This is a genomic window from uncultured Corynebacterium sp. (assembly GCF_946998835.1).
Classification (GTDB): Bacteria; Actinomycetota; Actinomycetes; order Mycobacteriales; family Mycobacteriaceae; genus Corynebacterium.
On sequence record NZ_CAMQAZ010000025.1, the window covers coordinates 1 to 25,644 of the forward strand.

Sequence of the window (25,644 nt, forward strand, 5' to 3'; positions counted from 1 at the left end):
CACCCTCGATCTTCTCGACCTTGACGAGGTCACCTTCGGCAACCTTGTACTGCTTGCCGCCGGTCTTGACGATCGCGTACATAGGAGGGCTACCCCTTTATCTGAGAAACTCGACTCAAGGAATCTTTGTAATTCCTTGACTGGACAATGGAATTGCGATTAGTTGCGCGTGCATCACACTTCAGGGACATACCCGAAAGACCCGAAAGCGAAATCCGAGTAGATTTCCCCGTTCTGGACGTTTCCTTGCCACCAGCGCCTCGAGCACCAGTGGGCATGACCAGATACGCCTACTAATCAGCGACTGGTCAAGAGTAGCGAAAAATCCCCATAAATTACAAACTGCCCGAGTAAGACCATGTCCCCCATGGGTTTCCACAGTCTTCTCGGGCAGTTGCGCTGAGCACTTTCCGACCCCTGCCTCAGAGGTCGAAAAACAGCACCCTACCTGGCCTTACTCTAGGTTCTTAAGACCTAGTTCTGGCCACTTCGACGCACTGCGCGACGCACTCGGCGGCGACGATTGGTTGGCCTCGTCTCCGGCACTGACGCACCGCGATAAACCTGCTTCTGCTCCGGCTTAGCAGTCCGGTTGGAAGCACTCTGTCGCTGCTTTGACGCACCCTGCTCCGCATCGCTTTGCGACGAAATCCTGCGCACCGCCCGACGGCGATTACGGCGAGCTCCCGTGCCCTGAACCGATACGACCTCAACACGCGACTTACCGGAGCGACGGTTACCACCGCTGCGGTTGTCCTCCGCGCGCTTTCCACTCTCGCTGCCTTCAGCGTCTGCCTTTGGCTTAGCGGAGTCGAAGTCCTCGCGACGCGGTGCGTGATCCGAGCGAGAGTTACCACGAGTCGGTCGGCGACGGCGTGGCGAGCGCTCGAACGCATCCTTGGCCTCTTCATAGGTCTGCGACTCCGAAGCCGCGGCATTGCCGCCCTTGCGAGTATTGCCGTCCTTGCTGTCCTTAACTGGCTCCTTCACATCGGTGTTGGAAGGTGCCTGTGCCTTAGCTGCATCCTGCGCCACCACAACCTGAGTTTCCTGCGCAGTCGTGCGACGAACAGCTCGACGACGGCGACGGCGAGCGGTAGCGCTGCCGGTTGTCTCAGAGTCGCTACGGGCTCCGCGACCTCCGCCGTTGTCATCCCGGTCATCGGCATCGTGCGCTGCCGTATCAACGGCAACGTGCTCCGCTACCCGGCGGCGCGTCGCCCGACGACGACGGCGCTTACCCTCCTGCGGCATGTACCGGTCATCCGACGGCTCCTCTGGGTCCTTCTCACGGGCTTCCGCAACGGCGGCGGCTGCCAGTTCAGCCAGGTCATTGGAGCCGTCCGAACGCTCATGACGGTCGCGGCGTTCCTGGCGTTCACTACCGCTCTGGCGCTGCTCATTATTACGGCCCTGACTCTTGCGAGCACGGCGACGACGCGGCGGCTTCGGCTCATCGTTCTCAGAAGAGACAATGACCGCTTCGACAGCAGCTGCAACACGCTTGTCGGCTGCCTCCTTGTCGTGCTGGTTGGTCTCCGCGTCGTCGTCAAGCGCGACCTTGGAAGACTCAGCCTGGTCGCCATGATCGCGGTGCATGGCCAGCGCGGCCGGGTGGTTAGCTGGGTTGTGCTCCGAGCGCGACTTGTTGCGGCGCTTGGACTTGCCCTGCTCGTCGTTGCGGCGGCCGTTCTTGTGGCCACGGCTCTGATTGTCCTGCTCGACCGGATCGATGTGGATGATCAGACCTCGGCCATTACAGCAGCTACACGGCGTGGAGAAGGTCTCCAGCAGACCAGTGCCCAGACGCTTGCGTGTCATCTGGACGAGGCCGAGTGAGGTGACCTCGGAGACCTCGTGACGCGAGCGGTCGCGGCCGAGAGCCTCCTTTAGACGGCGCAGCACCAAGTCCTGGTTTTCCGGCAGCACCATGTCGATGAAGTCGACGACGATCATGCCGCCCAGATCGCGCAGGCGCATCTGGCGGACGATTTCCTCGGCGGCCTCCAGGTTGTTGCGGGTTACCGTCTCTTCCAGGTTTCCGCCAGCGCCGGTGAACTTACCCGTGTTGACGTCGATGACCGTCATGGCCTCAGTGCGGTCGATGACCAGCGTTCCGCCCGAGGGCAACCAGACCTTGCGGTCGAGTGCCTTGGCCAGCTGTTCATCGATGCGGAAGTTCTCGAAGACATCTGCGCCGCCGTGTTCCTTGGCGAAGTAGCGCTGCAGTCGCGGCTCTAGCTCCGGCGCCAGGTCGCCGATGTAGTCCGTCACTGTGTTCCACGGACGGTCGCCCTCCACCACAAGACGCGAGAAGTCCTCGTTGAAGACGTCGCGGACGACCTTGACCAGCATGTCCGGTTCCTCGTACAGCGCAATCGGCTTTGCGCCGCGCTTGGCCTTAGCAGCCTCGGAGGCCTCCCAGATCTCCTGCCACTGCGATTCCAGACGCTTGATGTCAGCCTCGATGGCCTCCTTGGACACGCCCTCAGCTGCAGTACGAATAATCGTGCCCGAGCCCTCCGGCGTAACCTCGCTCAGAATGGACTTCAGACGCTTGCGCTCCGGCTCCGGCAGCTTGCGGGAAATACCTGCGCTACGACCGCCCGGCACGTACACCAGGAATCGACCAGCCATCGAAATGTGGGTGGTCAAACGTGCACCCTTGTGACCAATCGGGTCCTTGGAGACCTGCACCAGAATCTGATCGCCGGCCTTCAACGCATGCTCAATCTTGCGCGAACGCGACTTCGTGCCCAGCAGCTTCCAGTTCAGGTCGCCAACGTAAATAACACCGTTGCGGTCAGTTCCGATGTCGATGAACGCTGCCTCCATGCTGGGCAGGACGTTCTGCACACGACCGAGGTAAATATTGCCAATCTGCGTGGTCTGCGTGTCCGAGGTGACAAAGTGCTCGACCAGCAGGTCGTCTTCCAGCACGCCGACCTCAGTGACAATGCCCGAGTGGTCATGGCGCTTGCGCTCACGCACCACCATCGTGCGCTCCACCGACTCACGGCGAGCCAGGAACTCCGCCTCCGAAATCACGTGACGCTTGCGCGATTCCTCACGACGCTCGATGCGGCGACGTCGCTGCGCCTCCAGGCGGGTCGATCCCTTAATCGCCTGCGGCTCCTCGACCTCGTCGTGGGTTTCCTCTTCGCGTTCAGTGTTCTCGGTGGTACTTTTCGCCTGCTGAGCGTCATCATTACGACGCCCCCGTCCACGACGGCGACGGCGCGGGCGCGGCTGACGCTCCGTTTCGCTTGACGACGAGCCGTTCCCCTCCCCCGCGTTGCCATTGGCATCCTGGTTGGAGGCGTCGTTGTCTGCCGAAGTCGAATCCTCGGTGGCTGCATCCTTGGCCCTGGCCGAGACAGCCTGCGGAGCCAGGAAGATAGGCGCAAACGCGGTCTGTTCCTCCGCTACCGGCGGCTCCGGAACAACTGGTGGTTCGATGTCCTGCAGGGCTTCGGTCTGAGTGTTTTCCGTCGGCTCAGCGGTCTTAGTCTCTGCGGTGGACTCAGTTGCAGGAGTTTCCTGCTTTTCGGGTGCTTCCTGCTTTTCGGCCGCCTCCTGCACTTCCTCTGCTGCTGGGGCACTGGTCGTGCGGGTTGCACGACGCACTCGGCGACTGCGGCGTGTGGTCGTGGAAGCGCTCTTTGCCGCGGGCGCCTCGGCGGTGGCTTCCTCTGCGACCTCGGTGGCGTTCTCTGGTGCGGTGTCGTCAACACTGTCGGTAGCCTTCTTCGACGACGGCTGAACCACAGCCTCAACGGCTTCTTCGACGACCGAGTTCGCGTCCTTCTCCTGCTTAGCGTCCTTCGCTACCTTTTCTTCCGGGGCCCCTGCGGTCTTCTTTACTGCACGCTTGCGCGTTGCCCGCTTCTTAGTCGTGCTCTTCTTCTCGTCGCTCTTCTTTTCCTCGGTCGGCTTCTCTGCAGTCTGCTTTGCCGAGGATTTCTTAGCCGAGGTCTTGGCTTCCTTCTGCTCAGCCGCTTCCTCAGCAGGTGCCGCATCCGATTTAGCTTCGCTCTTGGCTGCCTTTTTATCGGCCTTCTTGGCAGTTGTCTTTTTGGCGGTTGTTTTCTTGCTGCTCTTCTTAGCGGCCGACTTCTTCTCGGCCTTGGCTGCGGTCTTCTCGTCCGACTTCTCCGCAGGCTTGTCCTCGGACTTTTCGTCGGATTTTTCGTCCGATGCCTCCGACTTGCCCGACTTGTCTGCCAACTGCTTGTCCTTTGCAGCTGACTCTTCGCTGCTTGGCTTGGTCGCGGAAGTTTCGTCGTTAAGCGGGGCATCCTCCGGATGATCGCCGATGAAATTCAGCACCGCATCGAGCTGATTTTGATTAATCGTGGACGCAGCGGACTTTACGACAATCCCCGCGTGCCCCAGAGCTTCAATGGTTTCTTTCGAGGTCAGCCCCAAGCTCTTGGCCAGGTGGTGGACTCGGGTTTTCAGAGCCGCCGACTCGCGATCAAACTCGCGTGCCTTAGCGACAACATCCTGGCTGAAATTTGCCACTGTATTTGTTTCTCCTTGACACCCCACCACGCAAAACCCAGCAACAGGAGGCGCACTCTTTGTCATTCCATGTGCGCGTACGTCCCGTTGTGGCCTTGGGAACCAGGCGGAGCAACGATGTTGCGACAGCCACTTCATTTGCACCAAACATGCAGATAGAGGGCCGAAAGCGATGAACAATTATGAAAGTCTATTTGGCAGGCCTACCGGCTGACTCGGGGATTCAGCGATCACATGCGAACTATTCAATCCGCCGGAGCGAACTCCCGAGCACTACTGCTGCTGTCCATTGTCGCACATATCAAGCAGGTGGCGCGCACCGACATCGGCGACGGCGAGCCAATCCGAGTTAGTGACCTCGCTTATAGCAAAAATGGCCCGAAAAATAGCCTGAAAGTGCTATAAAGTTGGGCAGTTTCACATGTGCAGCCCGTATTCACATGTGCGTTCACATTCGCAGCCACACGTGCAGGCCGCTGAAGGGCCACCGCACGGTCGTCGACAAGCAAAAAGCGCCGAACCGGCAAGCAGGTGCTTGCCCAGTTCGGCGCCAGATAAACGCGTACATATTAACGCTTAACCGTCAACGCTTAGAGGTTCGGGAACCAAATACCAATCTCGCGCTCAGCGGACTCCGGAGAATCGGAACCGTGAACAACGTTGTTGGAAACCTCAAGTGCGAAGTCGCCGCGGATGGAACCCGGAGTTGCAGCCTCAACCGGGTTGGTGCCGCCAGCCAGCTGACGCCAAGCAGCGATTGCGTTCGGGCCCTCGATAACACCAGCGACCAGCGGTGCAGAGGTGATGAAATCAACCAGCTCACCAAAGAACGGCTTATCGACGTGCTCTGCGTAGTGCTCCTTAGCAGTTGCCTCGTCAGCAACACGGAGGTCAAGCGCGACCAGCTTCAGGCCCTTGCGCTCAATGCGGGAGATAACTTCGCCGACCAGACCGCGGGAAACGCCGTCCGGCTTGATCAGAATAAGAGTACGTTCAGTCATGGTGTGCATCATACTATGACAAACCCCGCCGCACCGGGGTGGTGGTGTGGCGGGGTGAAAGGTGCAGCGTAGAGCAGCACTACGTAGCGCAGACTACACGAAGCTACGCAAAGCGGCGCAACTACGAGTGCTGGCGTACCTACGAGTGCTGAGTGGTCAACAGGCCGCGCTCCATACGCTGGATAAGGTTCTTCCGCAGGTGCAGAATGTAGGCCCACACCAGGGCGAAGAAGACCCCCACCACACCCATGGACACGTGCGTGAAGATAGCCAGCACACCAAAAACCTGCAGCACAATGTTGGCCTTCAGCGCCCAGGGCTGCTTCTGCAGGAAGGCCATTGCAATCAAGGCCAAGCCCAGGATGGTGATGTACGTAACCGAGAAGGTCTGGTTGATTTGGCCGTCGGGAATGCGCGTGACCACAGTCAGACCAAGCAGCACCGAGATAGCCTGCATAATCAGCGTGCCGGCCATGACACCGCGCAGACCCTTCATCGGATCCTTGGCCGGATCGTGCCCCGCACCGAGCGGACCGAACTTGCCGCCTTCACTCAGGTCACGGCCCTCGCGGTAGGCGCGCAGTGCCTCACGGTCGGCAGCGGTGTAATCCTCCGCGCCGTTACCCTGTGACTGGCTCGCCTGAGATTCGCTCATTGCGGGTCCTTTCCAAATAGTGTCCGGGCTTCGCCCGCGGTGACAACAGATCCGGTGACAATCACACCTGAACCAGAGACAATACCGTCTCCGGTGTCGGTTTCCTCAGCCAGTGCGACTGCCAACTCAACGGCGGACGGCAGAGTTGGCACGCGGTGCACCCGCTCCTCACCGAAAATCTCCTCCGCAAGGTCCGCCAAATCGTCGTAGTGCAGCGCACGCGGCGAGGTGTTCTGGGTGATTACCACTTCTTCGAAGTACGGCTCCAGCTCGACCAACAGACCACGGGCATCCTTCTCCCCCAGCACCGACAGCACACCGATGACACGGCGGAAGTCGAACTCAGCGGAGAGTGCCTTGCGCAGTGCACGGGCACCGTGAGGATTGTGGGCGGCATCGATAAACACCGTCGGGGTCGAGCGCACGCGCTCCAGGCGGCCGGGCGATGCGACCGTCGCAAAGCCTTCGCGAACAGCATCAATGTTGAGCGGACGTCCCGGTCCAGCACCAAAGAATGCCTCCACCGCGGCCAGCGCCGTGGCAGCGTTACGAGCCTGATGCGGACCGTGCAGCGGCAGGTGGATGTCGTCGTACTCGCCGGCCAAGCCCTTGAGAGTCAGGTTCTGCCCGCCGACCGCCAGCTGATGGCTGACGACACCATACTCCACCCCGGCGCGGGCGACAGAAGCATCCACTTCCACGGCACGCCGCAAAACGACGTCCATGGCTTCCGGCTCCTGCTCACCAACAATGGCGACATTGTCCGGTGGCGTGAGCAGGTCATCCTTGTTCCACCGCGACTTGATGATGCCGGCCTTCTCACCAGCGATTTCGGCCAGGGTGTCGCCAAGGTACTCCGTGTGATCGAGACCAATCGGGCAGATGACGGCCACATCGGCCTCCACCACGTTGGTCGCATCCCACGTGCCGCCCATACCGACTTCCACCACCGCAACATCGACAGGAGCGTCGGCGAAGGCTGCGTAAGCCATGGCCGTGAGGACCTCGAACTTGCTCATCTGCGGGCCGCCCTTTTCCGCGGACTTGGCATCGACCATTTCCACGTAGGGCTGAATCTCACGCCAAATGCGCACATAGTCGCGCGGGTGGATGGGCTGGCCATCGATAGCGATACGCTCAGTGACGAGCTGCAGGTGCGGGCTAGTGGTGCGACCGGTGCGACGGCCGAGAGCGCGCACCAGCGACTCAATCATGCGCACCGTGGAGGTCTTGCCGTTCGTACCGGCAACGTGAATGACCGGGGTGGCGCGCTCCGGATGACCGAGGATGTCCATCAGCATCTCGATACGCTTTAGCGATGGGTCAATCTTAGTCTCCGGCCAGCGTTGATCCAGCTCCGCCTCCACCTCCGCCAACTCGCGCAGCTCTTCGGCGGTGGCCTCCAACGGCGCCGGCTCGTTGACCGGACGATCCACGTCGACCGGCAAGCTCAGGCCTTCCTCGGAGACCGAGACCTCACCGAGGCGCATGTCATCGGGCATGCGGTCATCGGCCATCACACCGGCAATCTCGCGCGGTTCAAGGTCCTCGACGATCTGGGAGTCAGCCGGATCGAACTCGAACTCAGGCGCTGCGGTGGGCTGTTCTTCGCCGCCGAGATTCAGACGGATCTCGCTTGCGGCTTCATCGCGTGGTTCAGCATCCCGAGAATCGATATCCCGTGGTTCGGTCATGCCTGCGGAAGTCCCTCCAAACGAGCCTTGATGCGATCAATTTCCTCTAGTGCGAACTGGTGGCGAGTCTTGATCTTTTCCACGACCTGCTCCGGAGCCTTGGACAGGAAGGCCTCGTTGCCGAGCTTCTTCTCGGTGCCGGCCAGTTCCTTCTCGGCCTTGGCCAGGTCCTTTTCCAGGCGCTTGCGCTCTGCGGCCACGTCGACGGTGCCGGAGGTATCCAGCTCGATCAGGACAGTGGCCTGCGACAGGCGCACCTCAATGGAAGCGGTAGCGGTAAAGCCGTCCTCCGGTGCCTCAGCACGGGCCAGCGAACGGATCATTTCCTCCTGAGCAGCCAGGTCGGCATCTGCCAGGTTCATGCGTGCCGGCACGCGCTGCGACGGCTTCACACCCTGGTCATTGCGGAAACGACGCAGCTCGGTTACCAGCTTCTGGCTATCGGCAATACGACGTGCGGCCACCTCGTCGACAGCAGCACCGTCGGTGGTCATGGTGGCGTCCGGCCAGGCGGAAATTACCAGAGATTCCTCGAAGCCCTCCGCGCCGTCGGTAAGCGCCTTCCACAGCGTCTCCGTAACGAACGGCATGGACGGGTGCAGCAGACGCAGCAGCGTGTCCAGCACACGGCCGAGAACCAGACGTGTGGAGGCGGCCCGAGCGGCCTGCTCCTCGGTCATGGTCTCACCGTCGTTCAGGCGTGGGAAGTCGACCTTGGTCATCTCCAAGTACCAGTCACAGACCTCGTCCCATGCGAAGTGGTAGAGCGCCTCGTTGGCCTTGGAGAACTCGTACTTATCCAGCGCTGCGTCGACCTCGGCGCGGACCTGCTCCAGGCGGTCCAGGATCCAGCGGTCAGTGTCGGTGAGCTGGCCACGGTCCGGCAGCTCGCCCACGTGGGCACCGTTCATCAGCGCAAAGCGGGTTGCGTTGAACAGCTTGGTGGCGAAGTTACGGGAGCTCTGCGCGGCATCGTTACCGACTGGCAGGTCAGAGCCCGGATTAGCGCCACGGGCCAGCGTGAAGCGAAGTGCGTCAGCGCCGTAGTCGCGCACCCAGTCCAGCGGATCAATGCCGTTGCCGAGAGACTTCGACATCTTGCGGCCCTGTTCATCGCGGACCAGGCCGTGGAGGAAGACATCCTTGAACGGCACCTGCGGACGGCCATCGCGGCCCTTGCCCAGCGGCGAATTAGGCAGGGTGGCGGCAAAGGTCGAGAACATCATCATGCGCGCGACCCAGAAGAACAGAATGTCGTAGCCGGTGACCAGCACAGATGTTGGGTAGAACTTCTCCAGCTCTGGGGTGGCTTCCGGCCAACCCATCGTGGAAAATGGCCAGAGCGCAGAGGAGAACCAGGTATCCAGCACGTCCGGATCCTGCGTCCAGCCCTCGCCCGTCGGGACCTCATCATCCGGTCCGACACAGACGACCTCACCATTCGGGCCGTACCAGATTGGGATGCGGTGGCCCCACCACAGCTGGCGGGAAATACACCAGTCGTGCATGTCATCGACCCAGTCGAACCAGCGCGGCTCCTGCGAAGCCGGGTGAATAACCGTGTCGCCCTCGCGAACGGCATCGCCGGACATCTTGGCCAGCTCATCGACCTTGACAAACCACTGCAGGCTCAGCAGCGGCTCAATCGGCTCACCCGAGCGCTCCGAGTGGCCAACCGAGTGAACGTACGGGCGGACCTCCTTGACAATGCGCCCCTGCTCACGCAGCGCCTCCGTCAGCGCAGTGCGGGCCTCAGCGCGGTCCATGCCGTCGAAACGCGTGCCAGTGTTGAAGATACGGCCAGTGGTGTCGATGACCTCCGGCATATCCAGGTCGTGGCGCTGGCCCATAGCGAAGTCATTCGGATCGTGCGCCGGCGTAATCTTCACCGCACCAGTACCGAATTCGCGGTCCACGTAATCATCGGCGATGACCTGAATCTTCAAATCCTCGCGGAACGGGTGGTCCAGAACCTTGCCCACCAAGTGCGTGTAACGCTCATCCTCCGGGTGCACGGCAATTGCCACGTCACCCAGCATCGTCTCCACACGAGTCGTCGCCACAACAATGGAGTCCTCCCCATCGCCGTAGCGGAAGGACACGAGCTCGCCCTCAGCGTCCTCGTACTTGACCTCAATATCCGAGATCGCGGTCTGCAGCACCGGAGACCAGTTGACCATGCGCTTGGCGCGGTAAATCAGGCCGCGGTCAAACAGTTCCTTAAAGATTGTCTGAACCGCACGGGACAGCCCCTCATCCAAAGTGAAGCGCTCACGTGACCAGTCCAGCGAGTCACCAATCTGGCGCATCTGGTTGCCGATACGCCCGCCGTAATCGTGCTTCCACTCCCAGACCTTCTCCACGAATTCCTCGCGGCCATAGTCGAAGCGGTCTTTGCCTTCGGACTCCTTCAGCATCGCCTCGACCTTGGTCTGCGTTGCGATACCCGCGTGGTCCATACCCGGCAGCCACAGCACCTCGTAGCCCTGCATGCGCTTACGGCGCACCAGCGCGTCCATCAAAGTGTGGTCCAGCGCGTGGCCCATGTGCAGCTGACCCGTCACATTCGGCGGGGGCAGCACAATAGAGTAAGCCGGCTTGGAGCTAGACGGGTCAGCCTTGAAGTAGCCAGCGTCTACCCAGCCCTGGTACAGGTCCGACTCCACGTCAGCCGGGTTCCACGACTTGGGCAACTTATCTGCTCTGTTTAGGTCCACGTTGTTCTCAGTCACGCGTCACATCTTAGCGCCTTGCCCGGATTTGGTTTTCCACCGGCTTTACGACGGCCCTTGCGTTCCGACCTCATAGTCACTATCGGCGGCTTACGCACTGCCAGTTTTCGAGCTTTGTTCAGGCTTCGAGCCGAACCGCGACGATGGCTCTACATACGCGACCATGGCTCTAAATAAAGGCGAGAAGCACAAAAAGGTGCCCTCTTGTGAAACCATCACAAGAGGGCACCTCTAAACAGCTGTTAAGCAGCTCTAAGCAGTTCTTAGACCAGCAGGTCCTTCACTGCATCGCGCTCTTCGCGCAGTGCCTTGACGTTGCGCTCGATGCCAGCGCGCTGAACCTCAGAGAGGTCCAGGCCCTCAACGCGAACCCACTCGCCATCCTTGGCGTAGCACGGAACACCTGCGACCAGGCCCTCGTCGATGCCGTAGGAGCCGTCGGACGGAAGTGCGACAGAGACCCACTCGCCCTCCGGGGTACCCGTGACCCAGTCACGCATATGGTCAACTGCGGCAGCGGCAGCGGAAGCTGCGGAGGAGGAACCGCGGACCTCAATAATTTCTGCGCCGCGCTTGGCGACACGCGGGATGAAGTCCTGCTCGACCCATGCAGCGTCAACCTTGTCGGAGACCTTCTCGCCTGCAATGGTGGCGTAGGTGATGTCCGGGAACTGATCTGCGGAGTGGTTACCCCAGACGATCATGTTCTTGATCTCAGTGGTCGGAACACCGATCTTCTGCGACAGCTGGGACAGGGAGCGGTTGTGATCCAAGCGCATCATGGCGGTGAAGCGCTCTGCCGGGATGTCCTTAGCGTGGGAAGCGGCGATCATGGTGTTGGTGTTGGCCGGGTTGCCAACAACCAGAACCTTGATGTCATCTGCTGCGTGATCGTTCAGAGCGGCACCCTGCGGGCCGAAGATCTTGCCGTTGGCACCCAGCAGTGCGGAGCGCTCCTCGCCCATACCGCGTGGCTTTGCACCAACCAGGAATGCTGCGTTGGCGCCGTCGAATGCCTTTGCTGGGTCATCGGTGATGTTGATGCCAGTCAGAAGCGGGAAGGCGGAGTCAAAGAGCTCCATGGCGACGCCTTCGGTAGCGTGCAGCGCCGGAGTGATCTCCAGCAGGTTCAACTCAACCGGGGTCTCCGGACCGAAAACCGAACCGCTGGCAATGCGGAACAGCAGAGAGTAAGCGATCTGTCCGGCGGCGCCGGTAACTGCAACCTTTACGGGAGTCTTGTTCACTACAGGCCTTTCTCGATAGAGAATCAATTCGGTGCCCACTCTAATGCGCAAGGGCGATTGGCGCAGACGGGGGCGACGCACTCAGACCAAAACTGAAAAACGGATAGCATTAGGCATGACTTACGGTCATGTACTCATTTCACTGGAAAGAAGTCCCCGACCGACCAATTTCACCCCCGTAAGATAGCCAAAACCCCGTAGTCGCTCTCTAGTCCAAGCAAAGGATTTTCATGAAGTCTCCAGGCTCCTCTGATGCAATCCCCCATGCAGTTTTGGTGGCAGCCCTTCAAGAATTCACCTCAAAGGGGTATGCAGATGCCCGCTTGGATGCCATTGCTACCGCTTCTGGTGTCTCCAAGCGCATGCTTCATTACCACTGTGGTGACAAGATGGGGCTCTATCGAGCGACATGGTTGCACGTGCTGGAAACCGTGAGGCCTGACGACGAGGACTTGCGTCCACACTCCACAGTGCCGGTGGAAGCCCTACAGCATGTAGTTGGTGTTATCTACGACTACTTCTCGGCGAACCCCCTTGCCGTGCGCTTTATCATCCAAGAAAACCTGCATCCGGTCCTCCCGTTAGAGGGCGTGACCGGGCTTGGTGGCCAGAGCCCAATTGTTTTGGAGTTTGACCGCATCTTGTTGCTCGGCCGCGACTACGGTGCATTCCGCACCGATATTTCCGCACTTGATCTCTATATCCTGGTGCTGTCGCTGGCCACCTTCCCTACCCTGCACCAGCGGACTTTTGAAAACCTCTACGGCATTGAAATGCAGTCCACGGTGCTGTCGGACAAGCTGCGTGAGTTCGCCCAGGACACTGTGACCAGCCTGTTGACCTCCTCGCCCCGCAATGAACCGGGCAGCTCGTACACTTCCCTGCTGGCTTCGCACGGTGCCAACTCCTCCGCGCTCGGCGCAGAGGTCTACGGCGACCAGCCCAACCCGGAAACACACGACTTGGCCGCTGACGATGCCCCGGACTACCGCGACATCTACGGCATGGACGACTAGGGATCCATACAGACACTAAAACCCGGTTAGAGCGGCTGCTCTAACCGGGTTATTAGCGGATTAAGCGGCAAAACTGACAATCCCAAGACTGACAACCCGTAAAATTACGGGCTGCGAATCTGGATATGGGCTGCAAATCTGAACGCGCTGCACATATGAAACTGCCCAACTTTATAGCACTTTCAGGCCATTTTTCGGGCGATTTTTGCTATAAACGCGGTCAGTAACTCGCGTTGACCCGCCGTCACCAGCCATAAGCGCGGTCAGTAACTCGCATGGGCTAAGTAGCAAAAGGTGCCCACGCAAACCTTCGCGCGTCGCGGGCTCACATGGCCTCCACAAGTTTCGCGCGGGCTCCACAAACTCACGCGCCTTCACGCGTCGCGGCCTCACATGGCCGTCCTGGATACCTTTACGCGGTCTTCTTATCCTCGCTGCGTTCAACGAGTTCCGGCGCTGCACCGTCCGTGACGCACTCCTTGTGGACGATGACCTCCGCGACGTCGTCACGCTCTGGCACTTCGAACATCACGGGGACCAAGATTTCCTCCATGATGCCGCGCAGTCCACGGGCGCCGGTGTTGCGGCTAATTGCCTTGGCGGCGATGGCGTTCAGTGCCTCGTCGTCAATGGTGAGGCGCACGCCGTCCATGTCGAACAGGTGCTGGTACTGGCGGACCAGCGAGTTCTTGGGCTCGGTGAGCACACGGACCAGCGCGTCCTCGTCGAGGTTGGTGACCGATGCAATAACGGGCAGGCGGCCAATGAACTCAGGAATCAGGCCGAAGCGAACGAGGTCCTCCGGCAGCACATCGCGGAATGGATCCTTCATCTCTTCATCGTTAGCCGAAACGACATCGGCACCGAAGCCCAGGCCCTTCTTGCCGACGCGTTCCTGCACGACCTTCTCTAGACCGGCAAATGCTCCAGCCACAATGAACAGGACGTTAGAGGTGTCGAACTGAATGAACTCCTGGTTCGGCAGCTTACGACCACCCTGCGGCGGCACGGCGGCAACAGTGCCCTCAAGAATCTTCAACAGCGCCTGCTGCACACCCTCACCGGAGACATCGCGGGTGATGGAGGTGTTTTCGGACTTGCGCGAAATCTTGTCAATCTCGTCGACGTAAATGATGCCGCGCTGCGCCTTCTCGACGTCGAAATCAGTGGCCTGCAGGAGCTTCAGCAGGATGTTTTCCACATCCTCGCCAACGTAGCCGGCTTCGGTCAGGCTGGTGGCATCAGCGATTGCGAACGGCACATCCAGCTTGCGAGCCAGTGTCTGCGCGAGGTAAGTCTTGCCGCAGCCGGTCGGCCCCAGCAGCAGGATGTTCGACTTCTGCAGCTCCACGTCGTTATCCGACTTGGTCTCTGCAGCACGAAGGCGCTTGTAGTGGTTGTAAACCGCAACGGCCAGCGTGCGCTTGGCCATGTCCTGGCCGATGACGTACTCATCGAGGAAGTCACGAATTTCCATCGGTCGCGGCAGGCGGTCGTTGTTACCGGTTGCCTCGCCGCCGGTGTTGAGCTCTTCTTCAATGATTTCGTTGCAGAGCTCGATGCACTCATTACAGATGTACACACCAGGTCCGGCAATCAGCTTTTTGACCTGCTTCTGACTCTTTCCACAGAAAGAGCACTTCAGCAAATCCGCACTTTCTTGCATACGTGCCATGAGGCTCCCGCCGCCGCCTTTCCGCTTCGTCGCCAATAACTGCTTCAGCCTAGCCTACCGTGAGTGTGCGCAAATACCGGGCTCCACGCCAGGGCGAGGCGAGTTTCACACAATCTCGCTCGGCGCTTGACGACGGCCAGTGCGCAGCACCTACAGAAACCGCGTCGGCCTTCAAGTACTGCGCCCTTAAACACTGCGTTTGAAAATAGACGCGGTGTTTTAAAGAGCAGCGCTTTTTAAGCGTTGTGCTTGCGGTACTCGAAGACCTGGTCAATGATGCCGTACTCGACGGCCTCATCAGCAGTCAGAATCTTGTCACGGTCGGTGTCCTTGCGGATCTGCTCCGCAGTACGACCGGAGTGGCGAGCCAGCGTCTCCTCCATCAGCTTGCGCATGCGCTCAATCTCGTTTGCCTGAATCTCCAGGTCGGAAACCTGACCCTGGATGCCCTGGGTAGCCGGCTGGTGAATGAGCACGCGCGCATTCGGCAGAGCTGCACGCTTACCCGGTGCGCCCGCAGCCAGCAGCACGGCTGCCGCGGAAGCAGCCTGGCCCAGGCACACGGTCTGCACGTCGGGACGCACGTACTGCATCGTGTCGTAGATGGCCATCAGCGAGGTGAAGGAGCCGCCCGGGGAGTTGATGTACATCGTGATGTCACGATCCGGGTCCAGTCCCTCTAGCACCAGCAGCTGCGCCATGATGTCGTTTGCGGCGGTGTCGTCGACCTGCGAGCCGAGGAAGATAATGCGCTCTTCGAAGAGCTTGTTGTACGGGTTGGATTCCTTTGCACCAAAGCTGGAGTGCTCCACGAAAGAAGGAAGCACGTAGCGCGACTGCGGCATCTGCATATTGTTCATCTCCATGTTGATTAATTCGCCTCTAATTTTTCGCTACTGTCCGCTTTTAGCGTGCGGTGTCCTTGAGGGCGGTCACGACGTGGTCAACCAGGCCGTATTCCTTAGCCTCAGCTGCGGTGAACCAACGGTCGCGGTCCGAGTCTTCCTCAATGCGCTCAATCGGCTGACCTGTGTGCTGCGCAATCAGACGAGCCATCTCCTTCTTGGTGGCAGCGAACTGCTCAGCCTGAATGGTGATGTCGGACGCAGTACCGCCAATACCTGCAGAAGGCTGGTGCATCATAATGCGAGCGTGTGGCAGTGCGTAACGCTTGCCCTTGGCACCTGCGGCGAGCAGGAACTGGCCCATGGAAGCTGCCAGGCCCATGCCGTAGGTAGCCACGTCGCACGGAACGAACTGCATGGTGTCGTAAATAGCCATGCCGGCGGTGACGGAGCCACCCGGGGAGTTAATGTACAGCGAGATATCCGCCTCCGGGTCCTCAGCTGCCAGGAGCAGCATCTGACCGCAGAGCTTGTTAGCAATCTCGTCGTCGACCTGCTCACCCAGCCAAATAATGCGCTCCTTGAGCAGCTTGTCGAAAACCGTGTTCGTCGACATCTGGGGGTTATCGCTCATCTGTGTACTCCTTTTTCGTACGTGTGCGAGTTTTGTCGTTCATTAGAGGGTAACGAAAAGGGCCGCCCCTTTGTTTCGGGAACGGCCCTTGTTCGCTATAAGCGTTGCGACATGTCGAACGCGCCGCGTTAGTTGCGGGGCTTACTCAGCGGAGGTGTCCTCAGCCTTGTCGGATTCAGCCTTCTCAGCCTCCGGCTCGACCTCACCGAAGTAGTCGTTCAGGTCGATGTCGTTGCCCTCGGTGTCCTTGGCGGAAGCCTTCAGGATCGAGGTGGCCAGTGCCTTGCCGCGGCGAACGTCTGCGAACAGGTTGCCGAGCTGACCAGACTGCTGAATCTGCTGGATGAACTGGTTCGGGTCCATGCCGTAGGACTGAGCAGTGAACAGGATGTGGTCGGTGAGCTCCTGCTGGGAGACATCCGGCTGGATTTCCTCAGCCAGAGCGTCCAGGAACAGCTGGGTGCGGACAGCTTCCTCAGCGGACTTCTTGGAGTCCTCGTCGAATTGCTCGCGGGTGGTGCCCTGAGCCTCCAGCATGGAGTTCAGAACCTTCTCGTCACCGCCGAACTGGCCCAGCAGCTGCTGCAGCTGGCCCTCGACCTGCTCCTTGACAACACCTTCTGGCAGAGCGATGGTGGTCTGCTCCATTGCGGCAGCCAGGACCTTGTCGCGGACCTGCTGGGCCTGCTCACCCTTCTTGGTGTTCTCGACCTGGCGGGCCAGGTCTTCCTTCAGCTCGTCGATGGTGTCGAACTCGGAAGCCATCTGAGCGAAGTCGTCGTCAGCTTCCGGCAGCTCGCGGACCTTGACGGACTGAACGGTAACGGTGACCTGAGCGTCCTCGCCCTCGTGCTCACCAGCGACCAGCTTGGTGGTGAATTCCTTGGACTCGCCCTGGGACAGGCCAACAACAGCCTCATCCAGGCCGTCAATCAGGTCGTCGGAGCCAACCTGGTAGGACAGGCCCTCGGTGGAAGCCTCTTCCAGCTCTTCACCGTCGATGGTGGCGGACAGGTCGATGGAGACGAAGTCATCCTTCTCAACTGCGCGCTCAACACCAGTCAGGGTGCCGAAACGAGCGAGCAGGTTCTCCAGCTCAGCCTCAACAGCAGCCTCGTCGGCGACCAGCGGGTCAACCTCAACTGCGATGTCCTCGAACTTCGGCAGCTCAATCTCCGGGCGGACATCGACCTCGGCGGTGAACTCGACGAGCTCTCCGTCTTCCAGCTTGGTGATGTCAACCTCAGGCTGACCAATAACCTTCAGCTCCTCCTCGCGGACGACCTCGTCGTAGCGGGACGGAACCATGTCGTTGAGCACCTGCTCCAGGATTGGGCCGCGGCCGAAGCGGGCCTCAATCAGCTTTGCCGGGGCCTTACCCTTACGGAAGCCCGGAATCTGGACCTGCTGAGCCAGCGCCTTGTAAGCGTTGTCGAACTCTGGCTTCAGCTCGTCGAACGGGACCTCGACGGTAATCTTTACGCGGGTCTCATTGAGCTTCTCAACGGAAGACTTCACTGGTGCACTCTCCTGCAACTCGATGATTAATTCATAGACCACGGGAGTGCCCGTGATACTGGTCGGGGTAGCGGGATTTGAACCCACGGCCTTCCGCTCCCAAAGCGGACGCGCTACCAAGCTGCGCCATACCCCGTATGCGTCATTCGAAACCTAGCAGAAGCCCTTCGGAGCATCTGCACCGGGGCCCTCATAGGCGCGAAATCGCGTTTCCACAACGGACCCGTATAGATTTACCTGACGTTTATTGAAATCACAAAACCACGCGTTCAACCAGGCCAATACTCTGTCTGAAAACGCTTTACGACGCCATCGAGAGCCAACCCGAAACTTTCACCGGTTTCATGAAAACCATGCATATCACAGGGCGTTTGCATCACCTCGGCACTGCTGGTGGCGGCCTCGTTTACTGCAAACACTCCATTCGTCGGCCGACTCCCCAAAGAAGCCTCTCAAACGACTGCCCCTTTGTTGAGTCGTGTGACAGTGTAATCAACGGCTATATGCCTGTTTCACATACCCCACATTGCTTGGCTTTGAGTTTCTATTTTTCCCGGCCACAGCCATTTTTCGTTTAAGACCTCGGGGCGCACTCCTGTGTCGATTTTTGTCTGTACGGCTTAACGGGTTAATATGCCTTGTACCAAGACGCAGTTTGGTTAGGTGCTATTGAGCATTCGCAATCGCATCCGAACCAGATTTTCGTTTATGGGGATGTCGTATAGTGGCTAATACCTCAGCCTTCCAAGCTGAAGACGCGGGTTCGATTCCCGTCATCCCCTCCACGTAACCGGGAGCAATGCTCCCGGTTTCTTGTTTCCTCTGTCGGGTCCCTGGGGGCGTAATGGAGGGTTAAGTGGGTTAAGGCTCAAAAAGTGTGGGTTAAAGGATAAAAGGGGTTAATAGACAAAAGTGTGTCCGGTCAGCGTGTCGCCGGGTGGGCACCATTTGCTACTTTTCCCTACTTAGCCCTACATAGCCACCAATGCGAGTTAGTGACCGCGTTTATGTTCGGCAACCGCAGGCCAATGCAAGTTACTGACCGCGTTTATGACAAAAATGGCCAGAAAAATGGCATGAAAGTGTCATAAACTCACACAGTTTCACATTTGCAGCCCGTGTTCACATGTGCATTCACATGTGCAGCCCGTAATTCTTGGTTAAAGGACATGAGCTGAGACCTGCCCCATAATGTGGCCGATGCCCGGGGCGGAAATTCCCCTGCCCCTCTGTTCAGGATCCAGTGCCGCGGGTACTCTGGGCACCATGAAACCAACCATTATCGATGCCGATACTGGACACGAACTATGGACCGCGGTCGAATGCGCTGCCTTTTCCGGCACCGCACGCGGCACTTTTACTAGCTACGCTGGCCGCAAAAAGGCGCCGGAGCCTGTCGCGAAGCTCCATGGGTTGACCCTGTGGGATTCCGAAGAGGTCCGCGAATGGCACGCCAATCGGAAGAGCCGCTCTAAGCGCGACGAATCCGCCGAGTCATAGATACCTACCCATAACCAATCATTTCCTGGTTCCCGAGCTGACATCTGCCGCATAGAGATGTCAGCTCGGGAACTTTTTTCGTTCTACATGCGTTGTTTCAAGTAATTACTGGCAGTACCCGCAATTTTCCTTTTTGGAGGCCTAGCCCATGGGGGCTTTAATCCTGATCGCTATTACCGTCGGCGGCGCAGTTATCATCGCGTCGATGGCTCAAAACCGTTCTAACAGGGCTTTCGATGCCCGCCAGGACAGTCAATTGGAAGACGCTGTCTTAGACGCCCGCCGATGGATTGAGCGACTGGGTTCACAGGTACTGAATCTGGCTGGCACGGATTCGGCTTCCACACAGGCTCTTGCTGATGCATCCGAGCGTTACAACGCCGCGTCCTCGCAGATTTCTACTGCGCGCACCCCGGCACAGGCGCGAATGGCGCGCGAGTCCGCACTTGAGGGGCTGCACTACATCAATGCGGCACGCGAGATTATGGGTCTGCCAGCGGGGCCGACGCTGCCACCGCTTGAAGGCCAGAAGGCTGCTGGTTCTGTGACCGAAACTCGCACCATTGAGCACGAAGGCCACTCGGTGACCGCCTCTCCATACGCCACCCCGGACACTCCGAACTACTACCCCGGTGGCCGTGTCGCAGGTCGCCCTGTTCCTGCCGGTTGGTACTCCGAACCATGGTGGAAGTCCGCGCTGCGAACCGGTGTCTGGACCGCTGGTTCGATGCTGCTGTTCTCGACCCTCTTCCACGGCATGTCCGGTGTCGCCTACGGCGCTGATGAGTTCGCCAGCGGCATGGGCACTGGCGCAGATGACTTCGGCGGCACCGAGGACTTTGGTGCAGATGACTTCGGTGGCGACGATTTCGGCGGCGACGGCCTTAGCGGAGGCGACTTCGGTAGCGGTGCCGCTGATGCCGGCGACGCAGGCGACGGCGGAGGTTTCTTCGACGGTCTCTTCGGCGGCGGCGATGGTGGCGGTTTCTTCGATGGCGGCTTTGACGGCTTCGGCGAATAGGCCACCGCCTTCCTGCTAGTCCCCGTTATCTCCCCTAGCCCTGGCACAACAAAACCCGGTCAGACCTCCCACGATAGGAAAGGCTGACCGGGTTTTTGTGGTTACTTACCCTCCGTGACCGTCGTCAAGCGAGAACGGCATCAAGCAAAACGGCGTGGAGGGGAAAAGACGGTGAGCGCTTAGGCTTCCGGCAGTTCCGGGGCAACGCCAGTCTTTTCGTACTCTGCCAGGATGTCGATGCGGCGCTGGTGGCGCTCCTCCTCGCTCCACGGCTGGGAGACGAAAGCATCGACGATAGCCAGGGCTTCTTCCTCAGAGTGCATACGACCGCCGAGGCCGATCAGCTGAGCGTTGTTGTGCTCGCGGGCGAGCTTTGCGGTCTCTACCGACCAAGCCAGCGCACAACGAGCGCCCTTGACCTTGTTAGCAGCGATCTGCTCGCCGTTGCCGGAACCGCCGAGCACGATGCCCAGGCTGCCCGGGTCAGCGACGGTACGGGAAGCCGCCTCGATGCAGAATGCTGGGTAGTCATCTGCAGGGTCGTAGGTGTGAGCGCCGCAGTCAACGACGTCGTGGCCAGCCTTTTCCAGGTGGGCCTTAATCAGGTTCTTCATCTCAAAACCGGCGTGGTCTGCACCAAGGTAAATACGCATGGCAGCAAGTTTAGCGGTTCCCACGGATTCAACGGTGTCTGCACCCGTTTTAGGTATTGCTTGACGACGTCCCCTGCGCAGCCGAATAGGGTGAAAAGTGACTGTTTTGCAGTCTCAGCATGTCTTCGAAACCGGAAATTGGGTGCTTTTTACCGTGTCTCCTGCGCCGCAAGCTCACTTCCAAGTCGATCCGGAAGCTCATGGCTCCCGTGGGAATCATCACGCACCGGTGGTGCGAACGGTTCGACATGACATTAATAAAAAGCCATTTATTGTCATTTGGGAGGTCACTCGGGCTTGTGGCCTAGTCTGCAAGCACTGCCGTGCGGATGCGCAACATGAGCCGCATCCACTTCAGCTTTCGACTGCCGAAGGCAAGGTGTTGTTGGAGACCTTGGCGTCGTATAGCAAGCCGAAGCCGCTTGTGGTGCTCACCGGCGGTGATCCGTTTGAGCGTGATGACCTGGAAGAATTGGTGCGATTCGGCACCGAGCACGGTCTGAATATGTCGCTGTCGCCATCGGTGACGCCGCGGCTGACGCCGGAGCGGATTCAGTCGTTGCGAGAGGCTGGCGGTAAGGCGATGTCGATGTCGCTCGATGGCGCGACCGCCCAGACCCATGATAAGTTCCGTGGTTTTTCAGGCACTTTTGAAAAGACGCTGGAGATGGCTCCGCACATCAACGAGGCCGGTTACCGACTGCAGATCAACTCGACCCTGACCAAGGGAAATATCCATGAGGCACCAGCGCTGCTGAAGACGGTCATGGAGATGCAAGCCAAGATGTGGTACGTCTTTTTCCTCGTCCCCACTGGTCGCGGTGCGGATTTAGGCGCTTTGTCGCCGGAGGAACGCGAGGACGTTCTGCACTGGTTGTCAGATGTGTCCAACCGAATTGCCATTAAGACGACGGAGGCGCCGCAGTATCGGCGCGTCGTCATGCAGCAGGAGGAAGCGAAGGAAAAGGGGCTGCCACCCTATGAGGGCGGCGAGCTCTACCACTACTTGACGGAGGAAACGACTAAGCTGCTCGGCGCTGTACCGGAAAAGCCACGCCGACCGCGCTCCCCGATGGCCGTCAATTCTGGTTCCGGTTTTGCCTTCATTGACCATATCGGCGATGTCTACCCCAATGGTTTCCTGCCGTTGCACTGCGGCAATGTGAAGGCCACACCATTCCAGGAAATCTATTCAAACTCACCGGCGTTCAAAGCCCTTCGCGACCCGGACAATTGGCACGGCAAGTGCAGCGTCTGTGAATACCACAGCGTCTGTGGTGGATCCCGGTCCACTGCCTATGCACTGACCGGGGATTACACCGCATCCGACCCGACCTGTATCTACATTCCGCCGCGGTGGGCTGCGATGAGCGAAGAAGAACGGCAGGCTTCCACCGGGCAGAATGCTGAAGCTGGGGCGGGTCAGCTTTCTTAGTCGAAGCGCGGATCCTCAGTGCGGGAGCGCTTGATTTCGAAGAAGTACGGGTAGCTGGCGACGGCCACCGAGCCGTCGAAAATCTTGCCCGCTTCTTCGCCCCGCGGGATGCGGGTCAGCACCGGACCGAAGAATGCAACGTCGTTGAGCTTGACCACCGGAGTGCCGACGTCGTTGCCGACCTCCTTCATGGCCTCTGCGTGGTTTTCACGCATGAGCTCATCAAACTCGGTGGTCAGAGCCTGGGTCAGACGCTCTTCCGGCAGTCCAACCTCTGCGAGGGATTCCTTAATCAGCTCGTCGAATGCGTGCGCCGGCTCGTCGACATGCGCGTGGCGGTCGATGCGGTTTTCGTTGTGAACCTTCGTACCCAGCGCGGTGTAAAGCTTGTCGACGGCCTCCTGACCATCCTGGGAGAACACTGCATTGAACAGGCGTGCCGGGGTCCAGTTGCACTGCATCATGAACTTGTACTCTTCCGGCAGCTCGTCGCGGCCTTCATTGAGTACCGACAGGCTCATCGGCTTCCACTCGACCTCGATGTCACGGACCTTTTCGACTTCCTTAATCCAGCGCGACGTCACCCAGCAAAACGGGCAGGACACGTCGAAGTAGAAAGTGACCTTGTCTCGATTGCTCATGTGAAAGTCCTCCTAAATCATTGATTGACTTATCAACGACTATAGGGAGGAATTTTTCGGCTCGCATGCATGAATGCTTCCGCCTCTTCGGCCAAGCCCACAACTGGACGATTCCCAATCCGAGGTCGTGGTTACACTTGTCGCATGACTTCCACGAACCTAACCAGGACCGAGGCCGCCGACCGTGCGGCCATGCTCGAGGTGTCCCACTACGACATCTCTCTCGATCTCACCACCGCACCTGTCGGCGGGCCTCACAGCGCACCAACATTCGCTTCAAAGACCACAATTTCTCTGACGGCGAAGCGCGCTGGTTCCACCTTCATTGACCTGCGTGATGCTGTTGTTAAGAGTGTGACCATCGACGGTGTTGACGCCACGGAGGCTGCTCGCTATGCCAGCGAGACCGGCATTAACGTGGACCTGACCGAAGGTGACCACACCGTCGTTATCGACGCGGACTGCCGTTACACCAACAACGGCCAGGGCATTCACCGCTTCCAGGATCCCGCCGATGGCGAAACCTACCTGTACTCGCAGTTTGAAACTGCCGATGCCAAGCGCGTATTCGCCTGCTTTGACCAGCCGGATTTGAAAGCAACATACTCCATCCACGTCGTGGCACCGAAGGGCTGGAAGGTTATTTCCAACTCGGTAGCCAAGACCGGCACCACCACCGATGTCCACGGCAATGAGGCCGATACCTTCGACTTCTCAGTGGATGTTCCGCTGTCGACGTATCTCATCGCAGTCTGTGCGGGCCCATGGCACGAGGTCACTGATTCGTGGACCGGTACTGTCGCACCGCACCCGGAAACCCCTGCTGAGCACCAGCCGGAGGGCGAACTGACCATTCCGCTGGGGCTCTACTGCCGCCAGTCCATCGCCGAATATCTCGATGCCGACACTCTGTTCAAGGAGACCAAGGAGGGCTTCGACTTCTACGCCAAGCACTTCGGCGAGCCGTACCCGTTCGGCAAGTACGACCAGATTTTCTGCCCGGAGTACAACATGGGCGCGATGGAAAACGCCGGCTGCGTGACCATCCGCGACGAGTACGTCTTCCGCTCCAAGCCCACCCACTACCTCTACGAACGCCGCAACGACACCATCCTGCACGAGATGGCTCACATGTGGTTCGGCGATCTTGTCACCATGCAGTGGTGGGATGATCTCTGGCTCAACGAGTCCTTCGCCACCTGGTCGGCCGCCGCCGCACAGGTCGAGGTTTCCGATTACAGCCACGCTTGGACCACCTTCGCCAACGTCGAAAAGGCCTGGGCCTACAAGCAGGATCAGCTACCGTCGACGCACCCGATTGCCGCCGATGCCAGCGACATTGACACCGTCGAGCAGAACTTCGACGGCATCACCTACGCCAAGGGCGCGTCCACCCTCAAGCAGCTGGCCGCCTACGTTGGTCAGGATGCCTTCCTCGCCGGTGCTCGTCTTCACTTTGCCCGCCACCGCTTTGGCAACGCCACCTTCGCAGACCTGTTGGACGCTCTCTCCGAGGCCTCGGGGCGCGATTTGTCTGGCTGGGCCGATCAGTGGCTGACCACGACCGGCATCACCACCCTGACACCGGAGTTCCGCCAGTCGGCCGGTAAGTACACCTCCTTCGCAGTCACACAGGAAGGTGCCAAGCCGGGTGCCGGAGAACTCCGCGATCACCGAATCGCCGTGGGTATCTACAACCTGCGCGGCACCGGTGCGGATGCCGTACTCGAACGCACCAAGCGCGTCGAACTCGACGTCCGCGGTGCACGCACCGAAGTCCCAGAGCTGGTCGACACCCCAGTCGGCGATGTCGTGCTGGTCAACGACGACGATCTCACCTACAGCATGATTCGCCTGGACGAGGGCTCGCTTGCCACCGTCATCGACAACATCGGCGCTTTCACCGATTCGATGGCCCGCACTCTGTGCTGGTCCGCTACCTGGCAGATGGTTCGCGCAGGTCAGATGCGCGCTCGCGACTTCGTCAGCCTGGTGCTCCGCGGCATCCCGGGCGAGGACAAGCTCTCCGTCCTGGAGCGCGTCATCGCTCAGGCGGTCAGCGCCGTCAACGTCTACGCAGATCCACAGTGGGCTGACTCCACCGGCCGCGACCTGCTGGCGCAGGGTTTGCTGGACTATGCGAAGAAGGAAACCGACGCCGACCGTGCCTTGGTTTTCGTTAACGCTTTGGCCACCGTGGGCTCGTCGAATAGCGACGTCGTGGACGCACTGCGCGCCATCTACGCTGACGACGCGGACAAGGCTGGTTTCCCCGCTGTCACTGTCGACACCGATATGCAGTGGCGCGCACTGAAGGCGTTGGTTTCCGCTGGTCTTGAAGGCGAGGGCGCCATCGCAGAGCTTGAAAAGACCGACAACTCAGCACTCGGTGCGCAGGCCGCCATCGCCTGCCGCGCCTCTGTCCCGACGCTCGCCAACAAGGCCCGCGTCTGGGCAGAGGCGACGGTCTCCGGTGACGAAGCCCCGTCGAACCTTGTCATTCGCCATCTGCTGGCCGGCTTCAACGCGCCGGGCTCGGGTGCGGTGCTCGCGCAAGCGCTTGACGACGACTCCCGCGCCACCATCAACGCGGAGCAGTCGGCAGCCTCGCTGTCGGAACACTTCTTCGCTGTTGCTAACAGCTGGTGGAAGCAGTTCTCCTCCGAGACGGCACAGACTCTGATCGAGGGCTTCTACCCCACCTGGGAGATCAGCGAATCGGCCATTGCGGCTGCTCAGCGTTTGCTCGACAGCGACGAGACCGCAGCGCCGGTCAAGCGCATCATCTCTGAGCAGCAGTTCCTGGTGAAGCTCGCACTTCGCGCCCGCGAGTTCGACGCGAAGTAGCTTTCG

Annotated in this window: 19 protein-coding genes and 2 tRNA genes; 7 read left to right on the top strand and 14 right to left on the bottom strand. The window is 59.7% G+C overall.

What is annotated here, in order from left to right; all coding sequences use genetic code 11:
* Together Q0U90_RS08890 and Q0U90_RS08895 are read right to left on the bottom strand one after the other, a co-directional pair.
* Window positions 1–82 (bottom strand): bL21 family ribosomal protein (locus Q0U90_RS08890; RefSeq protein ID WP_276785738.1); only part of this gene is annotated, 82 nt, incomplete at its 3' end.
* Window positions 83–474: 392 nt separating this feature from the next.
* On the bottom strand, window positions 475–4,524 hold the full coding sequence (locus Q0U90_RS08895; RefSeq protein ID WP_297453804.1) for a translation initiation factor IF-2 N-terminal domain-containing protein: 4,050 nt from the start codon (window positions 4,522–4,524) through the stop codon (window positions 475–477).
* 234 nt (window positions 4,525–4,758) lie between these two features.
* Between Q0U90_RS08895 and Q0U90_RS08900 the strand changes: the two genes are divergently transcribed.
* Window positions 4,759–4,929: a hypothetical protein gene (locus Q0U90_RS08900; RefSeq protein WP_297453808.1), complete on the top strand. Its 171-nt coding sequence runs from the start codon at window positions 4,759–4,761 to the stop codon at window positions 4,927–4,929.
* Between the two features lie 185 nt (window positions 4,930–5,114).
* Here Q0U90_RS08900 and ndk read toward each other — a convergent pair whose 3' ends face one another.
* From ndk to Q0U90_RS08925, 5 genes are all read right to left on the bottom strand, one after another.
* On the bottom strand, window positions 5,115–5,525 hold the full coding sequence (gene ndk, locus Q0U90_RS08905; RefSeq protein WP_048761378.1) for a nucleoside-diphosphate kinase: 411 nt from the start codon (window positions 5,523–5,525) through the stop codon (window positions 5,115–5,117).
* Between the two features lie 139 nt (window positions 5,526–5,664).
* On the bottom strand, window positions 5,665–6,180 hold the full coding sequence (locus tag Q0U90_RS08910) for a DUF4233 domain-containing protein (protein WP_297453813.1): 516 nt from the start codon (window positions 6,178–6,180) through the stop codon (window positions 5,665–5,667).
* Window positions 6,177–7,682, bottom strand: coding sequence for a folylpolyglutamate synthase/dihydrofolate synthase family protein (locus Q0U90_RS08915; RefSeq protein WP_297453887.1), 1,506 nt, complete (start codon window positions 7,680–7,682; stop codon window positions 6,177–6,179). Before Q0U90_RS08915 ends, Q0U90_RS08910 begins: the two co-directional genes overlap by 4 nt.
* Window positions 7,683–7,870: 188 nt before the next feature.
* Entirely contained in the window at window positions 7,871–10,606 is a 2,736-nt protein-coding gene (locus tag Q0U90_RS08920; protein ID WP_297453816.1) for a valine--tRNA ligase, read from the bottom strand.
* Between the two features lie 263 nt (window positions 10,607–10,869).
* Window positions 10,870–11,853 carry a malate dehydrogenase gene (locus Q0U90_RS08925; protein ID WP_297453819.1) on the bottom strand — a complete coding sequence of 328 codons (984 nt, stop codon included), beginning with the start codon at window positions 11,851–11,853 and terminating at the stop codon, window positions 10,870–10,872.
* Between the two features lie 230 nt (window positions 11,854–12,083).
* Between Q0U90_RS08925 and Q0U90_RS08930 the strand changes: the two genes are divergently transcribed.
* The gene (locus tag Q0U90_RS08930; RefSeq protein WP_297453822.1) at window positions 12,084–12,869 is read left to right on the top strand and encodes a TetR/AcrR family transcriptional regulator; all 786 of its coding nucleotides are present in this window, start codon (window positions 12,084–12,086) and stop codon (window positions 12,867–12,869) included.
* A 412-nt stretch (window positions 12,870–13,281) separates the two neighbouring features.
* Here the strand turns inward: Q0U90_RS08930 and clpX are convergent, their stop codons facing one another.
* The 5 genes from clpX to Q0U90_RS08955 form a co-directional block, all read right to left on the bottom strand.
* On the bottom strand, window positions 13,282–14,544 hold the full coding sequence (gene clpX / locus Q0U90_RS08935) for an ATP-dependent Clp protease ATP-binding subunit ClpX (protein ID WP_297453825.1): 1,263 nt from the start codon (window positions 14,542–14,544) through the stop codon (window positions 13,282–13,284).
* Between the two features lie 236 nt (window positions 14,545–14,780).
* Entirely contained in the window at window positions 14,781–15,410 is a 630-nt protein-coding gene (locus Q0U90_RS08940) for an ATP-dependent Clp protease proteolytic subunit (RefSeq protein ID WP_065421352.1), read from the bottom strand.
* A gap of 40 nt (window positions 15,411–15,450) precedes the next feature.
* Entirely contained in the window at window positions 15,451–16,023 is a 573-nt protein-coding gene (locus Q0U90_RS08945) for an ATP-dependent Clp protease proteolytic subunit (RefSeq protein WP_297453832.1), read from the bottom strand.
* Window positions 16,024–16,164: 141 nt separating this feature from the next.
* Window positions 16,165–17,628: a trigger factor gene (gene tig / locus Q0U90_RS08950; RefSeq protein ID WP_297453835.1), complete on the bottom strand. Its 1,464-nt coding sequence runs from the start codon at window positions 17,626–17,628 to the stop codon at window positions 16,165–16,167.
* Window positions 17,601–17,677 (bottom strand) — tRNA-Pro (locus Q0U90_RS08955). Before Q0U90_RS08955 ends, tig begins: the two co-directional genes overlap by 28 nt.
* 574 nt (window positions 17,678–18,251) lie before the next feature.
* On the opposite strand from Q0U90_RS08955, the gene Q0U90_RS08960 reads away from it, so the two are divergent.
* From Q0U90_RS08960 to Q0U90_RS08970, 3 genes are all read left to right on the top strand, one after another.
* Window positions 18,252–18,326: transfer RNA gene (locus Q0U90_RS08960), tRNA-Gly, on the top strand.
* Window positions 18,327–18,807: 481 nt separating this feature from the next.
* On the top strand, window positions 18,808–19,041 hold the full coding sequence (locus Q0U90_RS08965; protein WP_297453838.1) for a hypothetical protein: 234 nt from the start codon (window positions 18,808–18,810) through the stop codon (window positions 19,039–19,041).
* Window positions 19,042–19,189: 148 nt separating this feature from the next.
* Complete coding sequence (locus Q0U90_RS08970) at window positions 19,190–20,062, top strand: DUF1542 domain-containing protein (protein ID WP_297453841.1); 873 nt, start codon at window positions 19,190–19,192, stop codon at window positions 20,060–20,062.
* 179 nt (window positions 20,063–20,241) lie between these two features.
* Here Q0U90_RS08970 and Q0U90_RS08975 read toward each other — a convergent pair whose 3' ends face one another.
* Entirely contained in the window at window positions 20,242–20,715 is a 474-nt protein-coding gene (locus Q0U90_RS08975) for a ribose-5-phosphate isomerase (protein WP_005511109.1), read from the bottom strand.
* A 229-nt stretch (window positions 20,716–20,944) separates the two neighbouring features.
* On the opposite strand from Q0U90_RS08975, the gene Q0U90_RS08980 reads away from it, so the two are divergent.
* A complete protein-coding gene (locus Q0U90_RS08980) occupies window positions 20,945–22,150 on the top strand; it encodes a TIGR04053 family radical SAM/SPASM domain-containing protein (protein ID WP_297453890.1) in 1,206 nt (401 codons plus the stop codon).
* Here the strand turns inward: Q0U90_RS08980 and Q0U90_RS08985 are convergent.
* Entirely contained in the window at window positions 22,147–22,791 is a 645-nt protein-coding gene (locus Q0U90_RS08985; protein WP_297453848.1) for a DsbA family protein, read from the bottom strand. The genes Q0U90_RS08980 and Q0U90_RS08985 overlap by 4 nt on opposite strands.
* A 144-nt stretch (window positions 22,792–22,935) precedes the next feature.
* Between Q0U90_RS08985 and pepN the strand changes: the two genes are divergently transcribed.
* The gene (gene pepN / locus Q0U90_RS08990) at window positions 22,936–25,638 is read left to right on the top strand and encodes an aminopeptidase N (RefSeq protein ID WP_297453851.1); all 2,703 of its coding nucleotides are present in this window, start codon (window positions 22,936–22,938) and stop codon (window positions 25,636–25,638) included.
* Window positions 25,639–25,644: the final 6 nt, after the last annotated feature.